At 38.7% G+C, this 21,723-nt stretch carries 21 protein-coding genes and 1 pseudogene; 12 read left to right on the forward strand and 10 right to left on the reverse strand.

Annotated elements, in window-relative coordinates; genetic code table 11:
• The first annotated feature begins 8 nt into the window (after positions 1-8).
• The 4 genes from moaC (at position 9) to WH390_RS05110 (ending at position 2,096) form a co-directional block, all read left to right on the forward strand.
• Positions 9-488, forward strand: coding sequence for a cyclic pyranopterin monophosphate synthase MoaC (gene moaC, locus WH390_RS05095; RefSeq protein ID WP_032115347.1), 480 nt, complete (start codon positions 9-11; stop codon positions 486-488).
• Complete coding sequence (gene moaD, locus WH390_RS05100; RefSeq protein ID WP_032115348.1) at positions 485-730, forward strand: molybdopterin synthase sulfur carrier subunit; 246 nt, start codon at positions 485-487, stop codon at positions 728-730. Before moaC ends, moaD begins: the two co-directional genes overlap by 4 nt.
• Positions 731-1,189, forward strand: coding sequence for a molybdopterin synthase catalytic subunit MoaE (gene moaE / locus WH390_RS05105; protein WP_032115349.1), 459 nt, complete (start codon positions 731-733; stop codon positions 1,187-1,189).
• 196 nt (positions 1,190-1,385) lie between these two features.
• Positions 1,386-2,096: a Bax inhibitor-1/YccA family protein gene (locus WH390_RS05110; RefSeq protein ID WP_032115350.1), complete on the forward strand. Its 711-nt coding sequence runs from the start codon at positions 1,386-1,388 to the stop codon at positions 2,094-2,096.
• A gap of 61 nt (positions 2,097-2,157) precedes the next feature.
• Here the strand turns inward: WH390_RS05110 and WH390_RS05115 are convergent, their stop codons facing one another.
• Genes WH390_RS05115 through hlyD form a run of 4 tightly spaced genes read right to left on the reverse strand, consistent with a single transcriptional unit; the run spans position 2,158 to position 7,170 of the window.
• Positions 2,158-3,264, reverse strand: a complete 1,107-nt coding sequence (locus WH390_RS05115) for an ABC transporter permease (protein ID WP_032115351.1) — start codon at positions 3,262-3,264, stop codon at positions 2,158-2,160.
• Positions 3,265-3,273: 9 nt separating this feature from the next.
• On the reverse strand, positions 3,274-4,431 hold the full coding sequence (locus tag WH390_RS05120; RefSeq protein ID WP_032115352.1) for an ABC transporter permease: 1,158 nt from the start codon (positions 4,429-4,431) through the stop codon (positions 3,274-3,276).
• Positions 4,428-6,164: an ATP-binding cassette domain-containing protein gene (locus tag WH390_RS05125; RefSeq protein ID WP_032115353.1), complete on the reverse strand. Its 1,737-nt coding sequence runs from the start codon at positions 6,162-6,164 to the stop codon at positions 4,428-4,430. The genes WH390_RS05120 and WH390_RS05125 overlap by 4 nt, the downstream gene beginning before the upstream one ends.
• A 10-nt stretch (positions 6,165-6,174) precedes the next feature.
• Positions 6,175-7,170 (reverse strand): secretion protein HlyD, encoded by a 996-nt coding sequence (hlyD, locus tag WH390_RS05130; RefSeq protein WP_032115354.1) that lies wholly within the window; start codon positions 7,168-7,170, stop codon positions 6,175-6,177.
• A 248-nt stretch (positions 7,171-7,418) separates the two neighbouring features.
• Here hlyD and rhlE point away from each other — a divergent pair, with 248 nt between their 5' ends.
• The 3 genes from rhlE (at position 7,419) to WH390_RS05145 (ending at position 10,138) form a co-directional block, all read left to right on the forward strand.
• A complete protein-coding gene (rhlE, locus tag WH390_RS05135) occupies positions 7,419-8,717 on the forward strand; it encodes an ATP-dependent RNA helicase RhlE (protein ID WP_032115355.1) in 1,299 nt (432 codons plus the stop codon).
• 7 nt (positions 8,718-8,724) lie between these two features.
• A complete protein-coding gene (gene dusC, locus WH390_RS05140; RefSeq protein ID WP_032115356.1) occupies positions 8,725-9,666 on the forward strand; it encodes a tRNA dihydrouridine(16) synthase DusC in 942 nt (313 codons plus the stop codon).
• A 220-nt stretch (positions 9,667-9,886) separates the two neighbouring features.
• The gene (locus tag WH390_RS05145) at positions 9,887-10,138 is read left to right on the forward strand and encodes a GlsB/YeaQ/YmgE family stress response membrane protein (protein ID WP_026822154.1); all 252 of its coding nucleotides are present in this window, start codon (positions 9,887-9,889) and stop codon (positions 10,136-10,138) included.
• Between the two features lie 72 nt (positions 10,139-10,210).
• On the opposite strand, the gene sseA is transcribed toward WH390_RS05145, so the two are convergent.
• Positions 10,211-11,053, reverse strand: a complete 843-nt coding sequence (gene sseA / locus WH390_RS05150) for a 3-mercaptopyruvate sulfurtransferase (protein ID WP_032115357.1) — start codon at positions 11,051-11,053, stop codon at positions 10,211-10,213.
• Between the two features lie 188 nt (positions 11,054-11,241).
• Between sseA and dinG the strand changes: the two genes are divergently transcribed.
• The gene (gene dinG / locus WH390_RS05155) at positions 11,242-13,365 is read left to right on the forward strand and encodes an ATP-dependent DNA helicase DinG (RefSeq protein WP_032115358.1); all 2,124 of its coding nucleotides are present in this window, start codon (positions 11,242-11,244) and stop codon (positions 13,363-13,365) included.
• A 39-nt stretch (positions 13,366-13,404) separates the two neighbouring features.
• Here dinG and WH390_RS05160 read toward each other — a convergent pair whose 3' ends face one another.
• The 3 genes from WH390_RS05160 to rhtA form a co-directional block, all read right to left on the reverse strand.
• A complete protein-coding gene (locus tag WH390_RS05160) occupies positions 13,405-13,626 on the reverse strand; it encodes an alkylphosphonate utilization protein (RefSeq protein WP_032115359.1) in 222 nt (73 codons plus the stop codon).
• Between the two features lie 149 nt (positions 13,627-13,775).
• Complete coding sequence (gene dps / locus WH390_RS05165) at positions 13,776-14,282, reverse strand: DNA starvation/stationary phase protection protein Dps (RefSeq protein WP_032115360.1); 507 nt, start codon at positions 14,280-14,282, stop codon at positions 13,776-13,778.
• Positions 14,283-14,521: 239 nt separating this feature from the next.
• Positions 14,522-15,409, reverse strand: a complete 888-nt coding sequence (rhtA, locus tag WH390_RS05170; RefSeq protein ID WP_032115361.1) for a threonine/homoserine exporter RhtA — start codon at positions 15,407-15,409, stop codon at positions 14,522-14,524.
• A gap of 273 nt (positions 15,410-15,682) precedes the next feature.
• Between rhtA and WH390_RS05175 the strand changes: the two genes are divergently transcribed.
• On the forward strand, positions 15,683-16,264 hold the full coding sequence (locus WH390_RS05175) for a TIGR00730 family Rossman fold protein (protein ID WP_032115362.1): 582 nt from the start codon (positions 15,683-15,685) through the stop codon (positions 16,262-16,264).
• Positions 16,265-16,352: 88 nt separating this feature from the next.
• Here WH390_RS05175 and moeB read toward each other — a convergent pair whose 3' ends face one another.
• Both moeB and moeA read right to left on the reverse strand, forming a co-directional pair.
• Positions 16,353-17,114 carry a molybdopterin-synthase adenylyltransferase MoeB gene (moeB, locus tag WH390_RS05180; protein WP_032115363.1) on the reverse strand — a complete coding sequence of 254 codons (762 nt, stop codon included), beginning with the start codon at positions 17,112-17,114 and terminating at the stop codon, positions 16,353-16,355.
• 2 nt (positions 17,115-17,116) lie between these two features.
• Positions 17,117-18,358, reverse strand: a complete 1,242-nt coding sequence (gene moeA, locus WH390_RS05185; protein WP_032115364.1) for a molybdopterin molybdotransferase MoeA — start codon at positions 18,356-18,358, stop codon at positions 17,117-17,119.
• A gap of 562 nt (positions 18,359-18,920) precedes the next feature.
• On the opposite strand from moeA, the pseudogene WH390_RS05190 reads away from it, so the two are divergent.
• From WH390_RS05190 to folE, 3 genes and pseudogenes are all read left to right on the forward strand, one after another.
• Positions 18,921-19,840, forward strand: a pseudogene (locus tag WH390_RS05190) (NAD-dependent epimerase/dehydratase family protein).
• Between the two features lie 255 nt (positions 19,841-20,095).
• Positions 20,096-20,518, forward strand: a complete 423-nt coding sequence (locus WH390_RS05195; protein ID WP_052044872.1) for a MarR family winged helix-turn-helix transcriptional regulator — start codon at positions 20,096-20,098, stop codon at positions 20,516-20,518.
• 533 nt (positions 20,519-21,051) lie between these two features.
• Positions 21,052-21,720 (forward strand): GTP cyclohydrolase I FolE, encoded by a 669-nt coding sequence (folE, locus tag WH390_RS05200; protein WP_032115368.1) that lies wholly within the window; start codon positions 21,052-21,054, stop codon positions 21,718-21,720.
• Positions 21,721-21,723: the final 3 nt, after the last annotated feature.

Genomic DNA, 21,723 nt, shown 5'->3' on the forward strand with positions numbered 1-21,723 from the left:
AGCTTAAAATGTCTCAATTAACCCATATCAACTCAGCGGGTGAGGCGCATATGGTGGATGTGGCTGCTAAAGCGGAAACCATACGTGAAGCGCGGGCTGAAGCATTTATAACAATGAATGCTAAGACGCTTAATATGATTATCAATGGTAGTCATCATAAAGGTGATGTTTTTGCTACCGCTCGGATTGCTGGTATTCAGGCCGCTAAAAAAACGTGGGATCTGATCCCGCTTTGCCATCCACTATTACTCAGTAAAGTGGAAGTTTTACTGGAAGCACAAACAAGCAATAATCGCATTCGAATTGAGTCATATTGTCGGTTATCCGGTAAAACTGGCGTTGAAATGGAAGCGTTGACCGCTGCATCAATTGCCGCATTAACCATTTATGATATGTGTAAAGCGGTGCAGAAAGATATGGTGATTAGTGCGGTTAGATTATTGGAAAAAACGGGTGGGAAATCCGGTGATTTTAAGGTAACACCATGATTAAAGTGCTTTTCTTTGCCCAAGTCCGTGAATTGACAGGCACTGATAGGTTAGAGTTAGAAAATCGTTATTCCACCGTAGAAGAATTACGTGATGCATTAAGCCAACGTGGAGAGCGCTGGGCATTAGCACTAGATCACAAAAAACTGCTTTTTGCGGTCAATCATACCTTTGTACAGTCAGATCATCCATTAACTGCTGGCGATGAAATCGCATTTTTTCCACCGGTAACGGGAGGATAAATGACAAATACACGATTGCTTATTCAACAAGCGAATTTTAATGTTGGTGAACAATATGAATGGTTAGCACAATGTTATGATGATGGTGCGGTGGTTACTTTCACTGGTAAAGTGCGTAATCACAACTTGGGTGATAGTATTAACACCCTCACTCTTGAACATTATCCAGTCATGACAGAGAAAGCGTTACAGGATATTGCCAATGAAGCGCGTGGTCGTTGGCAGTTGCAACGCATCTGTATTATTCATCGGATTGGTACTTTACAGCCGGGTGAGGAAATCGTGTTTGTGGGTGTTACTAGCGATCATCGTAGTAGCGCTTTTTTAGCGGCAGAATTTATTATGGATTATATGAAAACAAAAGCGCCATTTTGGAAAAAAGAGCATTTAGCTCAAGGGCAAAACAGTCGTTGGGTTGAGGCCAGAGCGAGTGATCAAGCCGCATTTCAGCGTTGGTAACACAATTTTTATTGAATTTATTTCAATTTATTGAAATTTAGCTAAATAAAGTAAAAGTAATGTAAAACCTTCTCTTATTTGCGCATATCAAACCATGGTTTTAGCCAGAAATTATGATAGACTTAATTTAAGTTTACTGAGTTATTTAGTTTACTAAATAGCTTTATCTTTAACGCAAGTGATGAGGGTAATCATCATGGATCGATTTGAACATCAAAATGATTCGATCGTCCAGCGCGCTGGCGCAGGTATTCAAACCTATATGGCGCAAGTATACGGCTGGATGACGGTAGGTTTGTTATTAACTGCGTTTGTTGCTTGGTATGCGATTAATAATAGTAATATTATTATGTATCTGGCGACGCATAGTTGGGTATTGATAGGCCTCATTGTTGCTGAATTTGCATTAGTCATAGGATTATCATTTCTGTTGCCCAAATTGAGTGGCGCGCTGGCAACGGCCATGTTTATGCTCTACTCGGCGCTGACAGGCTTAACCATTTCTCTCGTATTAGTTGCCTACACTGGCGCTTCGGTTGCCAGTACCTTCTTTATCACTGCTGCTATGTTTGGGGCACTTAGTTTTTATGGTTATACAACCAAACGTAGTTTAAGTGGTATGGGTAGTTTTTTATTTATGGCACTAATCGGGCTAATTATTGCTTCATTGGTCAATATTTGGCTGCAAAGTTCTGGCTTAACGTTGGTTATCACCTACGCCAGTGTATTAATTTTTGCAGGTTTGACGGCTTATGATACACAGAAACTGAAAGACATGGGCAGCCAAATTGATAGTCGAGATCAAGAAGGTATGCGTAAATACGCTATTCTTGGTGCATTGACACTCTATTTAGATTTTATTAACTTGTTCTTAATGATGTTACGTATTCTAGGCGATCGTCGTTAATTTAATCTGTTTGTTAAAAAAATCCTGCTGATAATGTTAGCGGGATTTTTTATTTTACCATTTAGGCAATTTTTCGGCGAAATAACCAATAAGCCAGGCTTGTGGTAAATAATGAAATAATCAGTAATGGCCACAAATTGTGCCATAGTACGGCCAAATCGGCATTTTTTAAATAAATTTGTTTAGTAATATCAGTAAAATGTCGAATAGGATTGATCCAGGTGACATTTTGTAACCAAGCCGGCATATTTTCTATAGGTGAGACGTAACCTGATAGCAATATTGACGGCATCATAAAGACAAACACACCAATAAACGCTTGTTGCTGAGTTGAGCATATAGCGGAGATCAATAAACCAAAACCCACTAATGACAAACCATAAATTGCCATCGTAGTATAAAAAATAAACAATGAACCGGAAAATGGAATTTTGTAACAGAAAATCCCGATAATCAGCACCAATGTTGCCTGAAAGGTGGCAATAAGTAATGCTGGCACTGCTTTACCGATAAAGATCTGCCAGGTAGTCAGGGGTGAAACCAGTAACTGATCAAGTGTGCCTTGTTCACGCTCACGGGCAATTGACAATGAAGTGACGACTAATACACCAATGGTAGTAATTAATGCTACCAAGGATGGAACAATAAACCATTTGTAATCAAGATTAGGGTTATACCAATGACGAATGATTAATTCGCTATTATTATGCGCTATCTGCTGGTTTGTTAATTGTTGTTGATAATTTTCAATAACCTGGCTAACTGTGTTAGCGGCGATTTGAGCACTATTAGAATTTCTACCATCAAGTATTAGTTGAACCGGCGTCGATTTTCTTTGTGCCAGTTGAGCACTAAAATTTTGCGGAAAATGTACCACTAAAAGTGCTTTACGATTATTGATTGTTTCAGCAACTTGTTGATTATTATTAAGTAGTAAGACTTTAGAGAAAGTCGTCGATTTTGCCAATCGTTGTGTTAATTCAATCGAATCTTGGCCTTTATCCGCATTAAAGATAGCTATTGTAGTGTTAGTGACATCTAAAGTAGCGGCCAGTGGAAATAAGATCATTTGGAAAATAACCGGTAGGATCAATATTGCGCGGGTTTGAGGCTCTTGTAGTAGTGACTGTAATTCTTTGATAATCAGTGTATAGAGACGGTGTAGCATATTCTCTCCCTAATCAAGTCTGCGACGCGTTTTTAATGCAGTTAGCCCAATAAAGATGATGGCGGTGGTGGCTAATAAAAGAAAATTGGTCAACAGGACAACATAAATGTCACCGGCCAGAAATAGAGTTTGTAAACTACTAACAAAGTAACGAGCTGGGATCAAATACGTTACCCATTGAATAACTATCGGCATACTATCAATTTCAAAAATAAACCCTGACAACATGATGGCAGGTAAAAAAGCGGCATTTAATGCAACGATAGCGGCGTTAAATTGGTTACGGGTTAAGGTAGATATCAGTAATCCCATACCAAGGGCAGTAGCCAAGTAGAGACTGGTAATAATAAATAACAACCATAGTGAACTACGATAAGGAATATGCAAAATAAAGACCGTGACTAACATGCAAAGTAGCATGACAAAGGTGCCTAACAATTGATAAGGTAATAGTTTGGAAAGCAGCAATTCTGTGCGGGTTATTTGGGTGGCAAGTAGGGCTTCCATTGTGCCGCGTTCCCACTCGCGGGCAACCACCAATGAAGTCAGAATGGCACCGACTACGGTAATAATGATACTAATTGCACCTGGAATAATAAAATGTTGGCTAATGGCTGCTGGATTAAACCAGAAGCGTAATTCAGTAACAATTAATGGTTGAGTAGCATAACCGGCGTTTTCACCTTGTTGCTGCTGCCAGGTTTGCCAAATGCCTTTAGCATAAGCCTGTACAAAATAGGCGGTATTCGGCTCACTACCATCGGTAATAACCTGGATCGATGCATGCCCTGAGGGACGATTAAGCTGGCTGGCAAAATCGACCGGGATCACTACCATACCGCGGATTTCGCCTGCTTGCATTTTATCTATTAGCAATGTTCGATTATCGCTAATTGTCGCATCAATAAAAGGGGATCCGGTAAAGGTAGCGACAAATTCTCGCACTTGATTATTTTGTTGATTGACCAAAATGCCAAGCCGTAATTTACTTGAATCCAGATTAATGCCGTAGCCAAAAATAAATAGTAGCATTAATGGAATAACGACGGCAATCAGCGCACTACTGGGGTCACGTAAAATCTGTTTACTTTCTTTAATACACAGGGCCTGTAAACGACGCCAGGAAAACTGCGCTTCGTGGGCTGATTGTTTTTCTGTTTGGCTCATTGTTTCCCTCGGTCATAGTTAACTATCAAACTAATAAAAGCCTGTTCCATCGACGGATCCGGATTTTCTGCCGTGGCGATTTGGCTTTTTAATTCATCGGGTGTGCCAGCAGCAATAATTTTACCGTGGTAAACTAAGCCAATTCGATCGCAATATTCCGCTTCGTCCATAAAGTGAGTGGTAACCATTACGGTAACGCCTTTATTTACCATGTCGTTAATATGTAACCAAAATTCTCTTCGCGTCAGGGGATCCACACCTGAAGTGGGTTCATCCAAGAAAAGTATGTCCGGTTCATGCATCAATGAGCAGGCCAAGGCTAGTCGCTGTTTGAAGCCTAATGGCAATTCATCGGTGGTTTGTTGCAGTATTGGATTTAAATTAAAGGCCTTGATCATGTTACTAATTTTTTGCTGTTGCTGACTGCCACTAAGGCCATAAATACCAGAGAAAAATTTTAAGTTCTGAGCAACTGTTAAATTACCGTACAGTGAAAATTTTTGCGCCATATAGCCAAGATGTTGGCGGGCTTTATTCGAGCTTATTTTTAGATCCATCCCCAAGACTAATGCCCTGCCTGTGCTTGGTACCATTAATCCGCACATCATTTTAAATGTTGTTGATTTGCCGGCGCCATTAGGACCTAGCAAGCCAAAAATTTCACCGCGTTTAACCGTAAAGTTAACATTATCCGTAGCGGCAAAGTCACCGAATAGTTTGCTAAGGTTTTGTGCCTCAATGACGGTTTCAGTCGGATCAGCTGGAATTTGCGGCATAATTTCCGCAAGCTCAGAACGTTGCGATGGGCTACCACCTAATAAATCAATAAAAGCATCTTCGAAACGGGGTTTAGCGGTAATAAGTTTACTATCCGCTAAATTCAGACTGGTAAGGAAATCGGTTTGCTGGCTGTTTTGTTTTAAGATCAGGCGAATACAGTGCCCTTGGATAACACAATCGGTAGTTTGTGGTAATAATAGTGCATCTTGTAAGTATGCGCGGCGTTTTGATGCTGGAACTTGCAGTAAAAATGAGCGTCCAGCCATTTTATTAGTTAATGCCTGCGGTATCCCCCGATAAAGTAGTTGCCCTTGATTTAACAGTAAAATATCTCGGCATTGTTCAGCTTCATCTAAGTAGGATGTACTCCAAAGGATCAGCATACCATCGCTTGCCAGTTCATGAACCATTCGCCAAAGCTCTTGACGAGCAATAGGATCAACACCCACGCCAGGTTCATCTAGCAACAGGATTTTTGGCCGACTGATTAATGTACAGGCCAGGCCAAGCTTCTGTTTCATGCCCCCGGACAGTTTACCTGCCAGTCGTTGGGTAAAACGGCTAAGGTCGGTAAAATCTAGTAATTGCTGATAAATTTGTTGGCGGCTTTCTCCTATCACGCCACATAAACTGGCATATAGATCCAGATTTTCTTGTACGGTGAGATCTTCATAAAGACCAAATTTTTGTGGCATATAACCAAGATTGCGACGGACGTCAACACCTTGACTAATCGGATCTAAGCCCATAATAGTGATATTACCGCTATCGGGTTTTAATAAACCAGCCAGCATACGCATTAGCGTTGTTTTTCCTGCACCATCAGGTCCAACTAAGCCGGTCACTGAACCTCCGGTGATCTCAGTGGTGAGTTTTGCCACCGCAGGTGAAGCTAAACCAGAAAAGCATTTTTCGACCTCAGTCAATGTAATCTTATGAACAGTATTGACCATTCATTAAGCCTTAGTATTTTTTTTCTGCAAAATGAAGCGTCACCGGCATACCCTGGCGCAACATATCGTCAGCATCATTAACAATGACCCGAATACGATAAACTAAATCGGTACGTAAGTCGGTGGTTTGTACACTTTTAGGCGTAAACTCTGCGGTTGGTGAGACAAAACCGATAGTGCCATGATAGGGTTGATCTGGACGACTGTCGGTATAAAGTAATACTTCTCGCCCAGGTATTGCTTTGCCGAGATGAGGTTCACTGACATAAGCTCTAACCCAGACAGGTCGGATCAACGAAACTGTAAAAACAGTGCTGCCGGCAGTAAGAATAGTCCCTGGCTCAATGGCACGGGTTAGGATAGTACCCGGCGAGGGTGTGGTTAGTATCGTATCTGCCAGATCCAGCTTTGCTTGCGCTAATGCAGCGACCGCCTGTTCCCATTCACCTCGCGCGGCGGCTATTTCTTCAGTACGATAGCCGGTCTGAAATTGATTTAATTTATCTTTTGCTGCATTTAGCGCTGCAAGCGCTTGGTTTCGATTATTTTTCGCATTTTCCAAGTCATTGGCGGAAATCACCCGTTGTGTCCAAAGCCCTTGTTGGCGTTGGTAAAAACTATTAGCATACTTCCAGGCTGCTTGCCGTTGCGCCACTTCGGCTTCAACCTGAGCAATTTCTTGGCTACGATAACCACTTTCTAACATATCTAATTTGGCTTTTGCGCTAGCAAGAATACCTGTCGCGCGTTGCAGGCTATTTTGATAGGGAGTATTATCAAGAGAAGCTAAGATCTGACCGGCGCTAATTTTATCCCCTTCATCGACATTCAGTGTCTGAAGTTTACCGTTGACTCTGAAACTTAAGTTGACCGTTCTAATATCAACATTACCATACAGAATGAGCGTTTTATTCTGATAGGTTTGATAGTAGTAGTATCCAGCCACTATAATAACGATAAGTAGGCAGATGATAGCAATAGATAATAAGCGCAGATTTTTTTTCATAGCATCCTTAAAATAGTTCAATAATATGGAATAAAATAAGGTTATGCATATTTAATTTTATCAGGTTAATGGTTATTTGATGAATTTATGTTAATTATTTTATTTCGTTTTTATTAGTTGGTGATAGCGGTTGTCAGTAATCAATTATTTTACTGTCATTAACCGCCATTTTTAATAGCTTATAGTGATGGTTTTTATATTCAGTTGACTGAAATTAAGTCAACTGAAACTTGGAGTATTTTATATTTATGTGTTTTAACTCATTGGGTTTATCTGAAGAGATCTTATCGGCGATTAAAGCGGTCGGATACGAAAAGCCGACTTTAATTCAGCAGCAGGCAATCCCGGCCATATTAGCTGGAAAAGATCTGTTGGCCAGCGCGCAAACAGGAACAGGTAAAACCGCCGGATTTGTTTTACCTATATTACAGCATCTTAGTCATACGCCTGTTGTTGTAAAAGGCAAAAAACCGGTTAGGGCGTTAATTTTGGCACCAACTCGTGAATTAGCCGCTCAGGTTGGAGAAAATGTGCGTGAATATAGCCAATTTTTGCGCTTAAAATCGCTGGTGGTTTTTGGTGGTGTCAGTATCAACCCACAAATGATGAAATTACGGGGAGGAGTTGACATTTTAGTGGCAACCCCAGGTCGTTTGCTTGATTTAGTGCAGCAAAATGCCGTTAGTTTGTCAAAGGTTGAGATTTTAGTATTAGATGAAGCTGATCGAATGTTAGATATGGGATTTATTCATGATATTCGACGGATATTAAATAAATTACCGGCAAAACGCCAAAATTTACTTTTTTCAGCCACTTTTTCTAACCAAATTAAACAGTTGGCAAATGGCTTACTGCATAATCCGACCATATTGGAAGTGGCACCACGTAATTCCGCTTCACAGCAGGTCAAACAGCTTATTCATTTTGTTGATAAGCGACGTAAAGCTGAATTGCTTTCTTATCTGATTGGCAGTGAAAACTGGCAGCAGGTATTGGTTTTCACCCGCACTAAATTTGGCGCTAATCGCTTAACTGAACATCTGATTAAGGATGGCATTAAAGCGATGGCGATCCATGGTAATAAAAGCCAAGGCGCGCGAACGCGGGCGCTGGCAGATTTTAAATCAGGCGCGATTAGAGTTCTGGTGGCAACCGATATTGCTGCCAGAGGATTGGACATTGAACAGCTACCCTATGTGGTGAATTACGAATTACCCAATGTAGCAGAGGATTATGTACATCGCATTGGGCGTACTGGGCGGGCGGCAGCGACAGGTTTGGCAGTTTCGCTAGTTGCTATTGATGAGCAAAGTTTATTAACAGCGATTGAGCGATTGTTAAAACAGAGTATCCCGCGTATGGCACTCGCAGGCTATGAACCTGATCCGACTATTAAGCCAGAACCAACGCCAAAAAAGAGCCCAGCAAGCAAACAACGCAGACGTAAATCGGTAGCAAAAGCTTCTCATGCTAAGAGTAAACCACTAAAACAACCGACAAATAGCAACGTTAATACTAAAGCTTTAGCACCAAAAAAATCCAGGTAGCGGATAAATGCGAATATTACTCGCCCCGATGGAAGGGGTTCTCGACTCTTTGGTGCGTCAGTTATTAACTGAAGTTAACGAATATGATCTTTGTATCACCGAATTTTTGCGGGTGGTGGATAGTTTATTGCCAACCAAAACATTTTATCGAATTTGCCCTGAATTATATCAAGCAAGTAAAACTGTATCAGGTACATTAGTACGTATTCAATTACTGGGTCAGCATCCGCAATGGTTAGCTGAAAATGCGGCACGAGCAGTAGAGTTAGGCTCTTGGGGGGTAGATTTCAATTGTGGCTGCCCGTCTCCGACAGTTAATGGCCATGGCGGTGGGGCGACACTACTAAAGGATCCTGAGCGGATATATCAGGCTGCTAAGGCGATCCGGGCGTCAGTACCTACGAGTTTACCTACTTCAGTAAAAGTCAGGTTAGGTTGGGATGATCGTTGTCTGGCATTTGAAATTGCCGATGCGGTGCAACAGGCTGGTACGACAGAAATTATCATTCATGGTCGAACTAAGGCAGAGGGGTATCGGGCAGAAAAAATCGATTGGCTAACCATCGGCCAGATACGCCAAAAATTAACTATACCGGTTATCGCCAATGGCGAAATTTGGGATTGGCATAGTGCAAATGAGTGCAGGGAGATAACCGGCTGTGACGCGTTGATGATTGGACGAGGTGGATTACATGTTCCTAACCTGGCTCAAGTGATCAAATATCAAGCTGAACCGATGGCTTGGCCGCAGGTTATGCAAATTCTGTTTAAATATATTCAGCTGGAAAAACAAGGTGATAGAGGTCAATATCACGCCGCGCGTATTAAACAGTGGTTAGGTTATTTGCGTAAAAAGTATGTTGAAGCAGCTGAGTTATTTAATCAGATTAGAGTAGAGAAAAAATCAGCCGCTATTGCTAATATAATTGAACGTCATACTTTTTGTTGATTTGTCACAGCATAGTTAAAAAACAGTATAAAATACAACATATTATAAGACTCCTAATCGACTAATATAAAATGATTATCACAAATTTTTGATAAAAAATAGCTTATCTATTTGCATTTCTGGCGGTTAGGTTCTTTACTAAAAAGTGTTCATATATTTGAAATGTTAGCAAGTTAGTTTTTTAACTTATTTGATATGTTGGATATTTCGGAGGGTGTGTATGGGTATTTTGTCCTGGGTTATTTTTGGTTTGATCGCTGGTATTATTGCTAAGTGGGTCATGCCAGGTGCTTATAATATGGGGATTATCATGACCATTATCCTCGGTATTGTCGGCGCAGTTGTCGGCGGTTATATCAGTACCTTCTTTGGTAAAGGCAAAGTGGATGGCTTTAATTTAAGCAGTTTTATTGTTGCCGTAATTGGTGCTATCGTTGTCCTTTTTATCGCCGGAATGGTCGGTCGCCCATAGCCCACTATCTAAAGATAATAAGCATTTCTCATATAAAAACATAATTGCCAGTTTAGCAGTTATGTTTTTATTTTACTTCGTTTCAATCGGTAATCCATTATCTTGACCCCATTCAGCCCATGAGCCATCATAAAGTTTGACATTCTTATTACCTAAAAGTATTAAAGCAAGTAACACTACAGCGGCAGTCATACCAGAACCACAGCTAATGACTGTGGGCTGCATAATGTCAACCTGTTGTTTGGCAAAAATAGCTTTTAACTCTGCCGGTGATTTATAACAACCTTCCTTGACTAACCAATCCCAAGGAACATTCTTACTGCCTGGCAGATGTCCCATCCGTAATCCTGGGCGCGGTTCTGGCTGCTGTGCACTGAAACGGGCAGTGGGGCGTGCATCGATAAATTGGACATTAGGTTGTTGAAGAAGGGTGATGACTTGTTGTTGGGATAAAGCTTGATCAGTAATACATTTAGCAACGAACTGCTGTCTTTCACGTACCGCAGACAGACCGGAGTCTAGCGAATAGCCCGCTTTTTTCCATCCGCATAGCCCTCCGGCTAAAATTTTAACATTATTACAGCCTAATGTTTTAAAGGTCCACCAGGCACGCGGGGCGGAAAATAGTGCGCCTTGATCATAAATAACAACTTGATGATGATTGCTGATGCCTAATTGCTCAACCGCTAGAGTGAAAGTTATTTCATCAGGTAGCATATGAGGCAGATTATTACTTTGGTCAGCAACAATATCCAAATTGAAAAATTGCGCACTGGGAATATGTTCTTGATAATATCGTTGTTGATAATCAGTTGGATCGGTAGGTGGCGGCGCAGAAGCATCAACTAGGACAATATTTTCATCCGTTAAATGCCGATGAAGCCATTGCGGGCTAACAAAAAATGCTTCGTACATAATACCCTTCTATAATAAGCAATAATTTAACTTGGGGTTGAGTGTTAACTAAAACTAGTATATCGATTTTTTGTGAGAAATTAAATCTGGATTAAATTTTTATCTTATTGATAAAACACTATGATAAATTTAATATTTTTATCGTTTTATACTCATCAAAATGGTTGATATTTTTATATAAGATTTCTATGGCGCTATCTAACACAATTAAAAATCAGATAAGTCTTTGGTATAAATCGCTATCGACTTATATTGACGGCTTTATTCCACGTATTGCCCAACGGCAAATGATCGCCGAAGTAGCTAAGACATTATCAGGTGAACAAGGCCGTCATCTGGTTATTGAAGCACCAACCGGAGTGGGGAAAACCCTATCTTATCTAATTGCGGGTATTGCTATTAGTCGGGCAAATAGCAAGCACTTAGTCATCAGTACGGCCAATATTGCCTTGCAAGATCAAATTTTACATAAAGATCTCCCTTTGTTAGCTAAAATTATTCCTGATCTACGATTTATTGCTATTTTTGGCCGTAGGCGTTATTTGTGCCCACACAATTTGACTGCTATTTGTGCGGCAGATCAGCCGCAGATTGACTTGATGTTGTTATTGCAGCAGGAGATGGCGGTAACCAGTCAACAAGAGCGCACGGTTTGTCAGCAGCTACATGCTGATTTTATCGCCGGTCATTGGGATGGGGTAAGAGATCATTATAAAACAGCGTTAGATGATAGTTTATGGCAAAAAATCAGTACCGATAAAGTTGGATGTTTAGCCAGAAATTGTCAGTTTTATCATTGCTGTCCATTTTTTTTGGCCAGATGGAAAATTGAGCAAGTTGATGTTATCGTTACTAATCATGCATTGGTGATGGCAGCGATGGAAAGTGGCTCGGTTTTACCTGAGGCTAAAAAGATGTTGTTAGTCCTTGATGAAGGGCATCATATCGCAGATGTAGCCCGAGATAGCTTGGAAGTTGAAGCGAATATTACTTTACCTCATCTGACCGCGCAGTTAGATAATTTTGTACGTCACATAGAGCACTATTTGAGCCACTACTGCCCAGTTAAACCACCAAAACTCGCCAAAACTAATCATTTAATCCGGCACCGACAAAAATTAATTGATTGCTTTAGTCAGGTTATGGCTATTACTCAGCATTTATTACCTGACAATAGTCAGGATCCGATTTATCTGTTTAAATTAGGCCAATTACCAGCGGAATTAAATGTTTGTTGCCAACAACTTTTGCAACTCAGCCATGATTTTGTTGTGCTGACTGAAAAAATAGTCGAGCACTTGTCTGAACAAACTGGCAAACATGATGCTGCTACTTTGCATCGCAGCCTGTTAATCAGCAGTAAGATGCTCAGTTATTGGCAAAATATGGTTAAACTTTGGCGTTTAGCTGGCTGTGAAACGTCATCAAATGCGCCAGTATCCAAATGGTTGAGCCGTCATTATGACAAAAATCAGTTACATTACTATTTTCATTGTGCGGGTATACGGGTCAATGAACAGTTAAATCAGCTGTTATGGCAAAATATTCCACATATCATAGTGACTTCAGCCACTTTACGTTCATTAGATAGTTATGCTCGTTTCACGGAGTTAACCGGGTTAAATGAGCGTGAAGATGATCGCTTTGTTAGTTTAGAAGCTTCTTTTGATCATGTTAAACAAGGGCAATTAGTGATCCCTAAAATGTCAATCGAACCGACTTGGCAAAATGAAATATTACACTTAGCGGAAATGGCTGATTATTTTAAACAACAACTCCAGTCTGGCAAACATCGTGGCATCCTATTTTTGTTTAGTAGTCAACGAGCAATGGAAGGCTTTTTGAATCAAGTTAACGAGTTACGCGAGCAATTGTTGGTTCAGGGTGATAAACCGCGTTATCGGTTGGTCGAAACTCATTGTCAACGTGTGGATCAAGGACTCACTAGTGTGTTAGTTGGATTACAATCCTTTGCTGAAGGTTTGGATCTTAAAGGCGATTATTTGTCGCAGGTACATATTCAAAAAATTTCTTTTCCACCGATCACAAACCCGATCATTATTACTGAAAATGAATGGTTAAAAACATTAAATCTTTATCCATTTGAAGTACAAAGTTTGCCAACTGCCTCATTCACGTTAATTCAGCAAGTCGGTCGCTTGATCCGTAGCCATGATTGTTATGGTGAGATTGTTATCTATGATAAACGACTAAGAACCAAGCAGTATGGTGCTCGTTTATTAGCTTCATTACCGGTGTTTCCGATAGTTGAACCGGAAATATCCTCGACACTTCCTAAAGAAACGGAGTAATAAGCCTTTTTATCTGCTACTTATTACTCCTTATTGAAATTAGCTGATTTTTTTCAGAAAGCAGGTTTTTAGCACTAAACCTTTAATTCCTTCTGCATTACACTCAATTTCATCTTTATTTTGGGTTAGGCGAATGTTTTTTATCGCCGTACCTCGTTTTAGGGTTTTTGATGTTCCTTTAACTTTGAGATCTTTTATAACTTGCACACTGTCCCCATCGCTTAAGTGTGCGCCATTAGCATCTTTAACGACAATATCCATGAAAATCCTTATTAATTGCAAACAATGCTAACAATTATAGTAAAAAAATTAATTGATATTAAGTGGATAAATAAACATAAAAAAGCCACACTCCTTTGTGGCTAAATGACGACATTTTGTTTTTATATAGTTATCGAGAGATACAACGGTTATTTTTCAATATTGGCTTCGATAAACCAGAGATATTTATCCAGATCACGAGAAGCGCCAGTGAGAATATCTTCAGCATCCACTTCACCAACTTCATCAATTGCTTTACGAACATTATTGGCAACCACCGCAGCACGATCGGCCAAGGCTTTCAAATGATCTTGTACATCGTGAATATTGGTTGGGTATGCTTTTAATGGTGTATGGCCATGAACACTCTCTATTGTGCCCATAGCTGTACCACCCATTTGTACCACGCGTTCCGCTAATTCATCTTGATGTTCTAAAATAGAGGAATTAAATTCATCTAATAATTCATGAACAGCAATGAAGTTTCTACCGCGCAGATTCCAATGTGCTTGTTTTGTCATCAATGACAGATTAATAAGTTGTGCAACTAGCGGGTTTAAAACAGAAATAGCGTGTTTTTTAGTACTATCACTAATATCATTACGGGTATAAAGTAAATCAATTTTCGGTACTTTAACTAATTTAGCTGTGCTCATTATTACGCTCCCGTTATATCAAATAATGTATTAATACTTTATCTAAACAATAACTTATTATTAATCAATAGTCTTATCATTTGATCCTATTAAATTGATAGGTAATATTGATGTAAGCGTTATTTTATTACTTACAATTATAAATATGGTGATAAAAAATAGGAATGCAAGGGAAATTAGCAACAAGTTACAGTGTGAATTTAGTCTTGAATTCACACTGTTTAAGCGTGAAAAACGACTTAATTGATTTCAACCGTTTCGTTTTTTGTTTTCATGGTAGATGCTGAACCAATTGATGCGCCAATGATACAAAATAGCGCGAACCACTGGGTTAATGTTAAGTGTTCATTAAGAAATATCATGCCCATAAAGGCCCCCATTGCCGGTTCCAAACTCATTAAGGTACCAAATGTTTTCGCCGGCATACGTGTTAGGGCAAACATTTCAAGCGTGTAAGGGAAGGCCGTTGACAAAATAGCCACCGCAAGTGCAATTGGTAGAATTGACAGATCAAATAGCGGTTCAATGCCAACGGTAAGAAGACCGACCGGAAAAAAAATCAATGTCGAGATAAACGAACCTAAAGCCACTGTTGCTGTACCATAGCCCGCCCCAGCCCGCTGACCAAAGATGATATACGTTCCCCAGCAAATACCGGCAGCTAAAGCATATGTAACACTAACTGGATCTAAACTATTAATATTGTTTCTAAAAGGTAGTAGAAAGGCTAATCCAACAATAACCATTAATATCCAAACAAAGTCAATCGCGCGGCGAGATGAGAACATTGCTACGGCTAAGGGGCCGGTGAACTCTAATGCCACAGCGATCCCTAATGGGATCCTTTCTAGCGATAGATAAAACAGCGAATTCATTGAGCCTAAGGAGATACCATAAATAACTAAATGTCTTAATGAATGGCCGCGTAACTTTTTTCGCCAAGGCTTAAAAATTATAAAAAGAATAATTGTTGCCAAAAATAGTCTTAAAGCTGTTACGCCAAGTGCACCGATAGTTGGAAATAGACTTTTTGCTAATGAAGCTCCACTTTGTATTGATATCATTGCGCATAGCAACAACAATACGGGCAACAGCGTTTTACGCTTTTGATTTAAGACAAATGACATCTGGAGGTAACCTCAAAAATAGAGAACAAAATAAATGTTAGGAAACTAAATAATAACTCAGTAACAGCAAGATTTGCTTAATGATATTGTGTAATTATTACATAAAAGATAAGTAAACAAATATTCTTTTCAATGCCGATTGTAAATAGGATATTCACTATAATAATTGTTAATTTTAAAAAAGAAATGACATGAAAAATATTTATGCGTTTGTTAGATTTGATTAATGTCTGCTAAGGCTGACATTAGTAAATTTAAGTTAAGGAGGATAATGTGGATAAGATAAATAGTGTAACAGTTTATTGCGGATCTAGTGTAGGAGCCAGTGATATTTATCAACAGCAGGCAATTGCATTGGCATCCGAACTGGTTAACAGAAAAATAACGCTGGTTTATGGCGGTGGCCGCGTCGGTATTATGGGTGTTTTAGCTAACTCGGTATTGGAGCAAGGTGGTCGAGTGGTTGGTGTAATGCCTAATTTATTAGTTGAACGTGAGATTTCTCATACTGGTCTGAGTGAAATCCATATTGTTGATACTATGCATCAACGTAAGCAGAAAATGATTGATTTGGCTGATGGGTTTATTGCGCTACCGGGGGGATTTGGTACCCTGGAAGAATTTAGTGAAGTTTTTACTTGGGGTCAAATTGGCTTACATACAAAACCATGTGGCTTACTAAATGTTAATAATTATTGGGCACCGTTAGTTGCTATGATAGAAAAAATGGCTGATGAAAAGTTTTTACAAGAAAAATATCGACATATGGCGATTGTTGAAGATAAGGCGGCCAATTTACTTGATCGTTTTTTACACTATAAGGCACCTTCAGTAAAAACTTATGATGATCTATAGCTGCGTTAAGTTTCCATCACTTGGTTAGCACTAATAAAATAAATAATTAAAAAGTGATATATTGGTTTCACAGCTATAAAAGTTAGCTCTATATGGTGGTTGCCTGACAGGCTTCACAATTAGGATCAGGCATTAAATTAATCGTTCGAAATTCTGTTGACATAGCATCATAAAATAGCACTTTTCCGCTGATAATTTTACCATAGTTAGTGAGTAATTTTAATGTTTCCATCGCTTGCAAGCTACCAATAATACCAACCAGTGGAGACATAACGCCGGTTTCGATGCAAGAGAGATTATTTTCACCAAATAAACGGCTTAAACAGTGATAGCAGGGGGTATTATCTTGATAAGTTAATACCACCAGTTGTCCTTCCATGCGAATAGCTGCACCTGATACTAATGGGCGTTTTAACGTTAAACATAGGCGGTTAAGCTGTTCGCGAATAGTCACATTATCGGTACAATCAACAACTACATCTTGTTGTTTGATTAAAGTATTCAGTTCATATTCTGCCAGTTTTCTATTAACCGTAGAAATTTCTATGTGCGGATTTATTTTATGTAATGCGGTTTTGGCCGAGTCAACTTTTGCGTTACCGATAGATTGGTCGTTATATAGGATTTGCCGTTGCAAATTTGATAGAGAGACGGTATCAAAATCCAATAGTGTTAGTTGCCCAATGCCTGCTGCGGCTAAATATTGAGCGGCGGCACAACCTAAACCACCCATTCCGACAATTAATACTTTTGCTGTTTTTAATTTTTCTTGTCCGTCAAAATCGAAATTTTGTAAAATAATTTGGCGATTATAACGGAGTAACTCTTGGTCAGATAATTCAATAGCCATATTTATTCACTTATTAATAAATGATTAAAATACTCAATATCAACAAATTCACCTGCGTTAACCGTGCCACGTTTTTGCTCTAAAACGATAAAACAGTTACTTTGGTTAAATGAACTCAAAATGTGTGAACCTTGCTGTGGCATGGGGGTTACCTCTAACTCGGCTTGAGAATTTACCCTGGCAACTCCTCGTTGGAACTCAAGGCGTCCTGGTGATGTTTTTATCAGGCTGGTGGTGCGCGCTGTTAAATAGGGTGTTCTTTGCCATTGGCTAAAAGCGGAAAGGTGATTGATAATGGGTTGTACCAGTTGATAAAAGGTGACTATAGCGGATACAGCATTACCGGGTAAACCACAAAACCAGGCAGATTTTAGTTTACCAAAGGCAAATGGTTTACCGGGTTTGATTGCCAGTTGCCAAAAATTGATGCTGCCTATTTCATTAAGGATCTGCTTGGTATAATCAGCTTCCCCCACCGACACACCACCGCTGCTAATAACCAGATCGGCTTGTTGGTCCGCTTGTTCAAACGCTTGATAGAGTTTGTCAGGCTCATCGGCAATAATCCCTAAATCAATCACTTGGCAGTTCATTTTTTCTAACATTAAGCGTATTGCAAGCCGATTGGTATCATAGATTTGACCGGCAGCCAATGGCTGGCCAATAGTTTGTAGTTCATCGCCAGTAGAGAAAATAGCCACTTTCAACTGGCGAAAAACTTCAATCTCGCTGATCCCCAATGATGCAACAAGGGATATCTGAGTGGCGGAAAGTTTGCTGCCTATTGTTACGACTGTATCACCTTGTCGAATATCTTCGCCGGCAAAACGAATATTACTAGCTGGTTTTATTGGCTGAATGAAACTAATGGCATTATCAACTAACCGGGTGTTTTCTTGCATGATGACCGTATCAACGCCAGAGGGGATCGGTGCTCCTGTCATAATGCGAATACAAGACTTGGCTGGCAGCGGATCGCGAAAAGCAGAACCAGCTAGCGCTGTACCCGCAACAACCAATGGGGCGGCGTCATGCCAATCATTAAAGCGTATTGCATAACCATCCATGGCTGAATTATCGAATGGAGGGACATTAATTGGCGATATAATTTCTCTGGCAGTAATGCGATTAATTGATTCTGTTAATGGGATAATTTCTTTTTCTGCAATTGGGGTGATTAGGGTAAATATATTATTTAATACTTCCTTCAGCGATAATAATTGGTCGGTATGATAATGCTCCATATCTGGCTCCAAATAATACTACCGTTTTGACTGATATTGGCATAATTTTGCCAAATATTTTCAGTGCATTATGACAACAATCTCACTTATTAACAAAGAAGTTATCTACTTTATTGCCTCTTTATGGATTAATTTAATCTAGTATTCAAGACTGAAAACATAATTATGCAGGTTTACATCGTGCCGGTTTGTACAAATTGTTACTAGTGCCAAAATAAACATTCGTTTTTATTGAGATTAGCATGGGAAAATGCAGCAGAGGGCAAAATGGTTTCTGCTCTGTCATACCTGCTACTTAATGGAGAATTAGTGTGGCGCCCGCCAATTTTTATCATTATTTATCAAAAAAAGTAGTTAGTACATACTAGCTTTGGCAGTTTAATTGGTTTGAAATTTCGTTCTTGATAGGGTAATTATATGAATTAAATAAATTTTATTTATTATAACAACCTATTTCATCTAGTAAATTATTGCCCAAACAATAGTTGACTAATCAACTGTTGTTTGGTTAACTATTACATACATTAATAGTAATAAATAAAATAAATTGAGGTGTAGCTAGATGAAAATATTAATTATTGGCGCAACTGGTTATATTGGCTCAGCTATCGTTGAGAAACTGAAAACCCAACCTGTTGAGCTTTATGGGTTAGTGAGATCAACCTCCGCTGCGGAAAAAATAAAAAAAATGGCTATAACACCAGTATGTGGTGATATTTTGAAGCTTGATAGCTTAAAACCTATGGTGAAAAAGTTGATGCGGTTATCTATAGCGCGATGCCAGGTGTATTTGGTGATGAAACATCGGTGTTTGAACATGATTATTTAGCTGTTGAAACCATTATTACCGCTATGAGAGGGACAAATAAAACTTTTATTTACTCCAGTGGTGCGATGGTATTGGCTGATTTACAGACTGTTGGTGGCGAAGGCACTGCATTGGCCGAAGATCATGTTGCTAAGGCTCCTCCGACATTTATAGTTAAAAGAGTACAAACTGAGAATTTAGTTTTAAATGCAGCTAAAAATGGAATAAGAACCATCGTGATTAGGATCCCTCATCCGTATGGCAAAGGTGGCAACTTTATTTTACCTTTCTTAATTGGTGAGGCATTACAACATAATAAGTTATTTTACATTAATAATGGTGACAATATGTTGTCGTTTGTGCATGTGCAGGATTTAGCGGAACTCTATTGGTTAGCATTAGAAAAATCAGCGGCTGGCGAATTATATCATCCCTCTAGCTTTCAGATGAAAGTTAAAGATCTTGTTATGATGATTAATAAAAAAATGGCAATAAAGCGAACGGTTGCCAGCATAAATTTTGCACATGCTAAACAGCTATGGGGCGAAACTGTATCGCTCGTCATTGGAGTGAATGGCAATTTAAATAGTGATAAAGCAAGAGAGTTATTAGGATGGATACCTAGTCATCATTCAATTGAAGAAGAAATTGTTACGATTATAAGTAGGTCTTAAGAAGATAAATCTGTAGCTGGCGTATTAATTAATGCGACATTGAATGGCCAGGTTAGCTTACGATTATAATTTAAGTTAACAAGATATTGCGTTAGAAATAACAAAATATTAGGTAAAAAATAAAGTCGACTGAAATTGCACTCTTAATATTAAAATTTGCCGCTGACTTCTCTTTAAGCCAGGATTTTATTAGACTGATCATAAAGAAATTTTGCCTTAGTAAATTATTCATATATTAGGAGTGCATTAAGCGAAATGTTTTTTTATAAATTTATTCATCAAACCGATCTGTTACTAACATGTAAAATAAAAGAGATACTGAGTCCGTTTAATTTATCACCAGAACAGTTATTGATTATGAAATGTTTATGGGAAGAGGATGGAATAAATCAAACCATTATTTCTGATAAATTAATTAAAGATAAGACCGGTATTACTCGTATGCTAATGCACCTGGAAAAAAAAGGTTTTATATACAAAGTAGTACCTGAAAACAACCGCCGGATTTCTAATGTTTTTTTAACGGAAAAAGGGAAACAATTAGAGCAGCAGTTAATAAAAACTTCCTTTTCAATATGTGAAAAAGTTAGTTATGGATTAACTGAAAAAGAAATTAATAATTTGATAGAAATACTGACAAAAATACAAAATAATCTAAATAATAACGATCTTTTTTAAATAATTATTCAATTTTGACTATCCTTTGCGTTCTTATCGATTTTGCGCTCTTAATGATCGATCAGCCAATCTTTCATAACAGGAAAACCATCGCCGAACATTTTTTAATCTTTACATGCTTAAACAATAGGCTATTAAAAATCTGAACGCTATGGTTAAAATAATTTCTTTGCTGCCACCCACAATAAATAACAATATAAATATACAAAAACGACGGCCACTATTTATTGTATTGTGATATTAAAGCAATCAATTTTGCTAGCTAACAGGCTCATCTTTTTTGATAAAATATTTAGTCGCAACTCGATGGATTTAAAATGAGGCTATAGTCAGTAAATCGATTATTTATAGTAATATAAATTGATGTTTTGATATAAATGAACAGAAAAAAAAGAATAAATAATGACTCTGATATGAAAATTAGCGCGATATAAAAAATATTTTGTTAGGATAGGCTATTGTAATGGGATAATGGTATCCATTTATTGAATGTTTAGTTAAATTAATGTTGAATTTTATTGTTGGAGAAATGCATGTCATCGCTCAGTCAAGAAGCGCATCTTGTTCGTAAAGCACTAGAAGCTCGTGGTCTTGAAACCCCTCTTTGCGGTCAATCTCTTTCCTCAAATGAGCGTAAACAACAGATTGAAGGGCACATGAGTGAAATTATGCGTTTACTTAATCTCGATCTTAAAGATGATAGCTTAGTGGAAACACCTAAGCGCGTTGCTAAAATGTATGTTGACGAAATTTTCTCAGGCCTCGATTATAATAATTTTCCTAAAATTACTTTGATCGAAAATAAAATGGATTTCGACGAAATGGTAACGGTTCGTGATATTACGTTAACTAGTGTTTGTGAGCATCATTTTGTCACTATCGATGGTAAGGCGACAGTGGCCTATATTCCAAAGGATAAAGTGATTGGTTTATCTAAAATTAATCGTATTGTTCAATTTTTTTCTCAACGGCCACAAGTTCAGGAGCGCTTGACCCAGCAGATTTTAATTGCGCTACAAACTTTATTAGGTACAAGTAATGTCGCGGTTTCAATTGATGCTGTTCATTATTGTGTGAAAGCCAGAGGCGTTCGTGATGTAAGCAGCAGCACTATGACAACCTCGCTAGGTGGTTTATTTAAATCAAGTCAAAATACCCGTCAGGAGTTTTTACGCAATATTTCTCGCCTGCGTTACCGCTAATTA

Source organism: Candidatus Arsenophonus nilaparvatae (assembly GCF_045346035.1).
Taxonomy (GTDB): domain Bacteria; phylum Pseudomonadota; class Gammaproteobacteria; order Enterobacterales; family Enterobacteriaceae; genus Arsenophonus; species Arsenophonus nilaparvatae.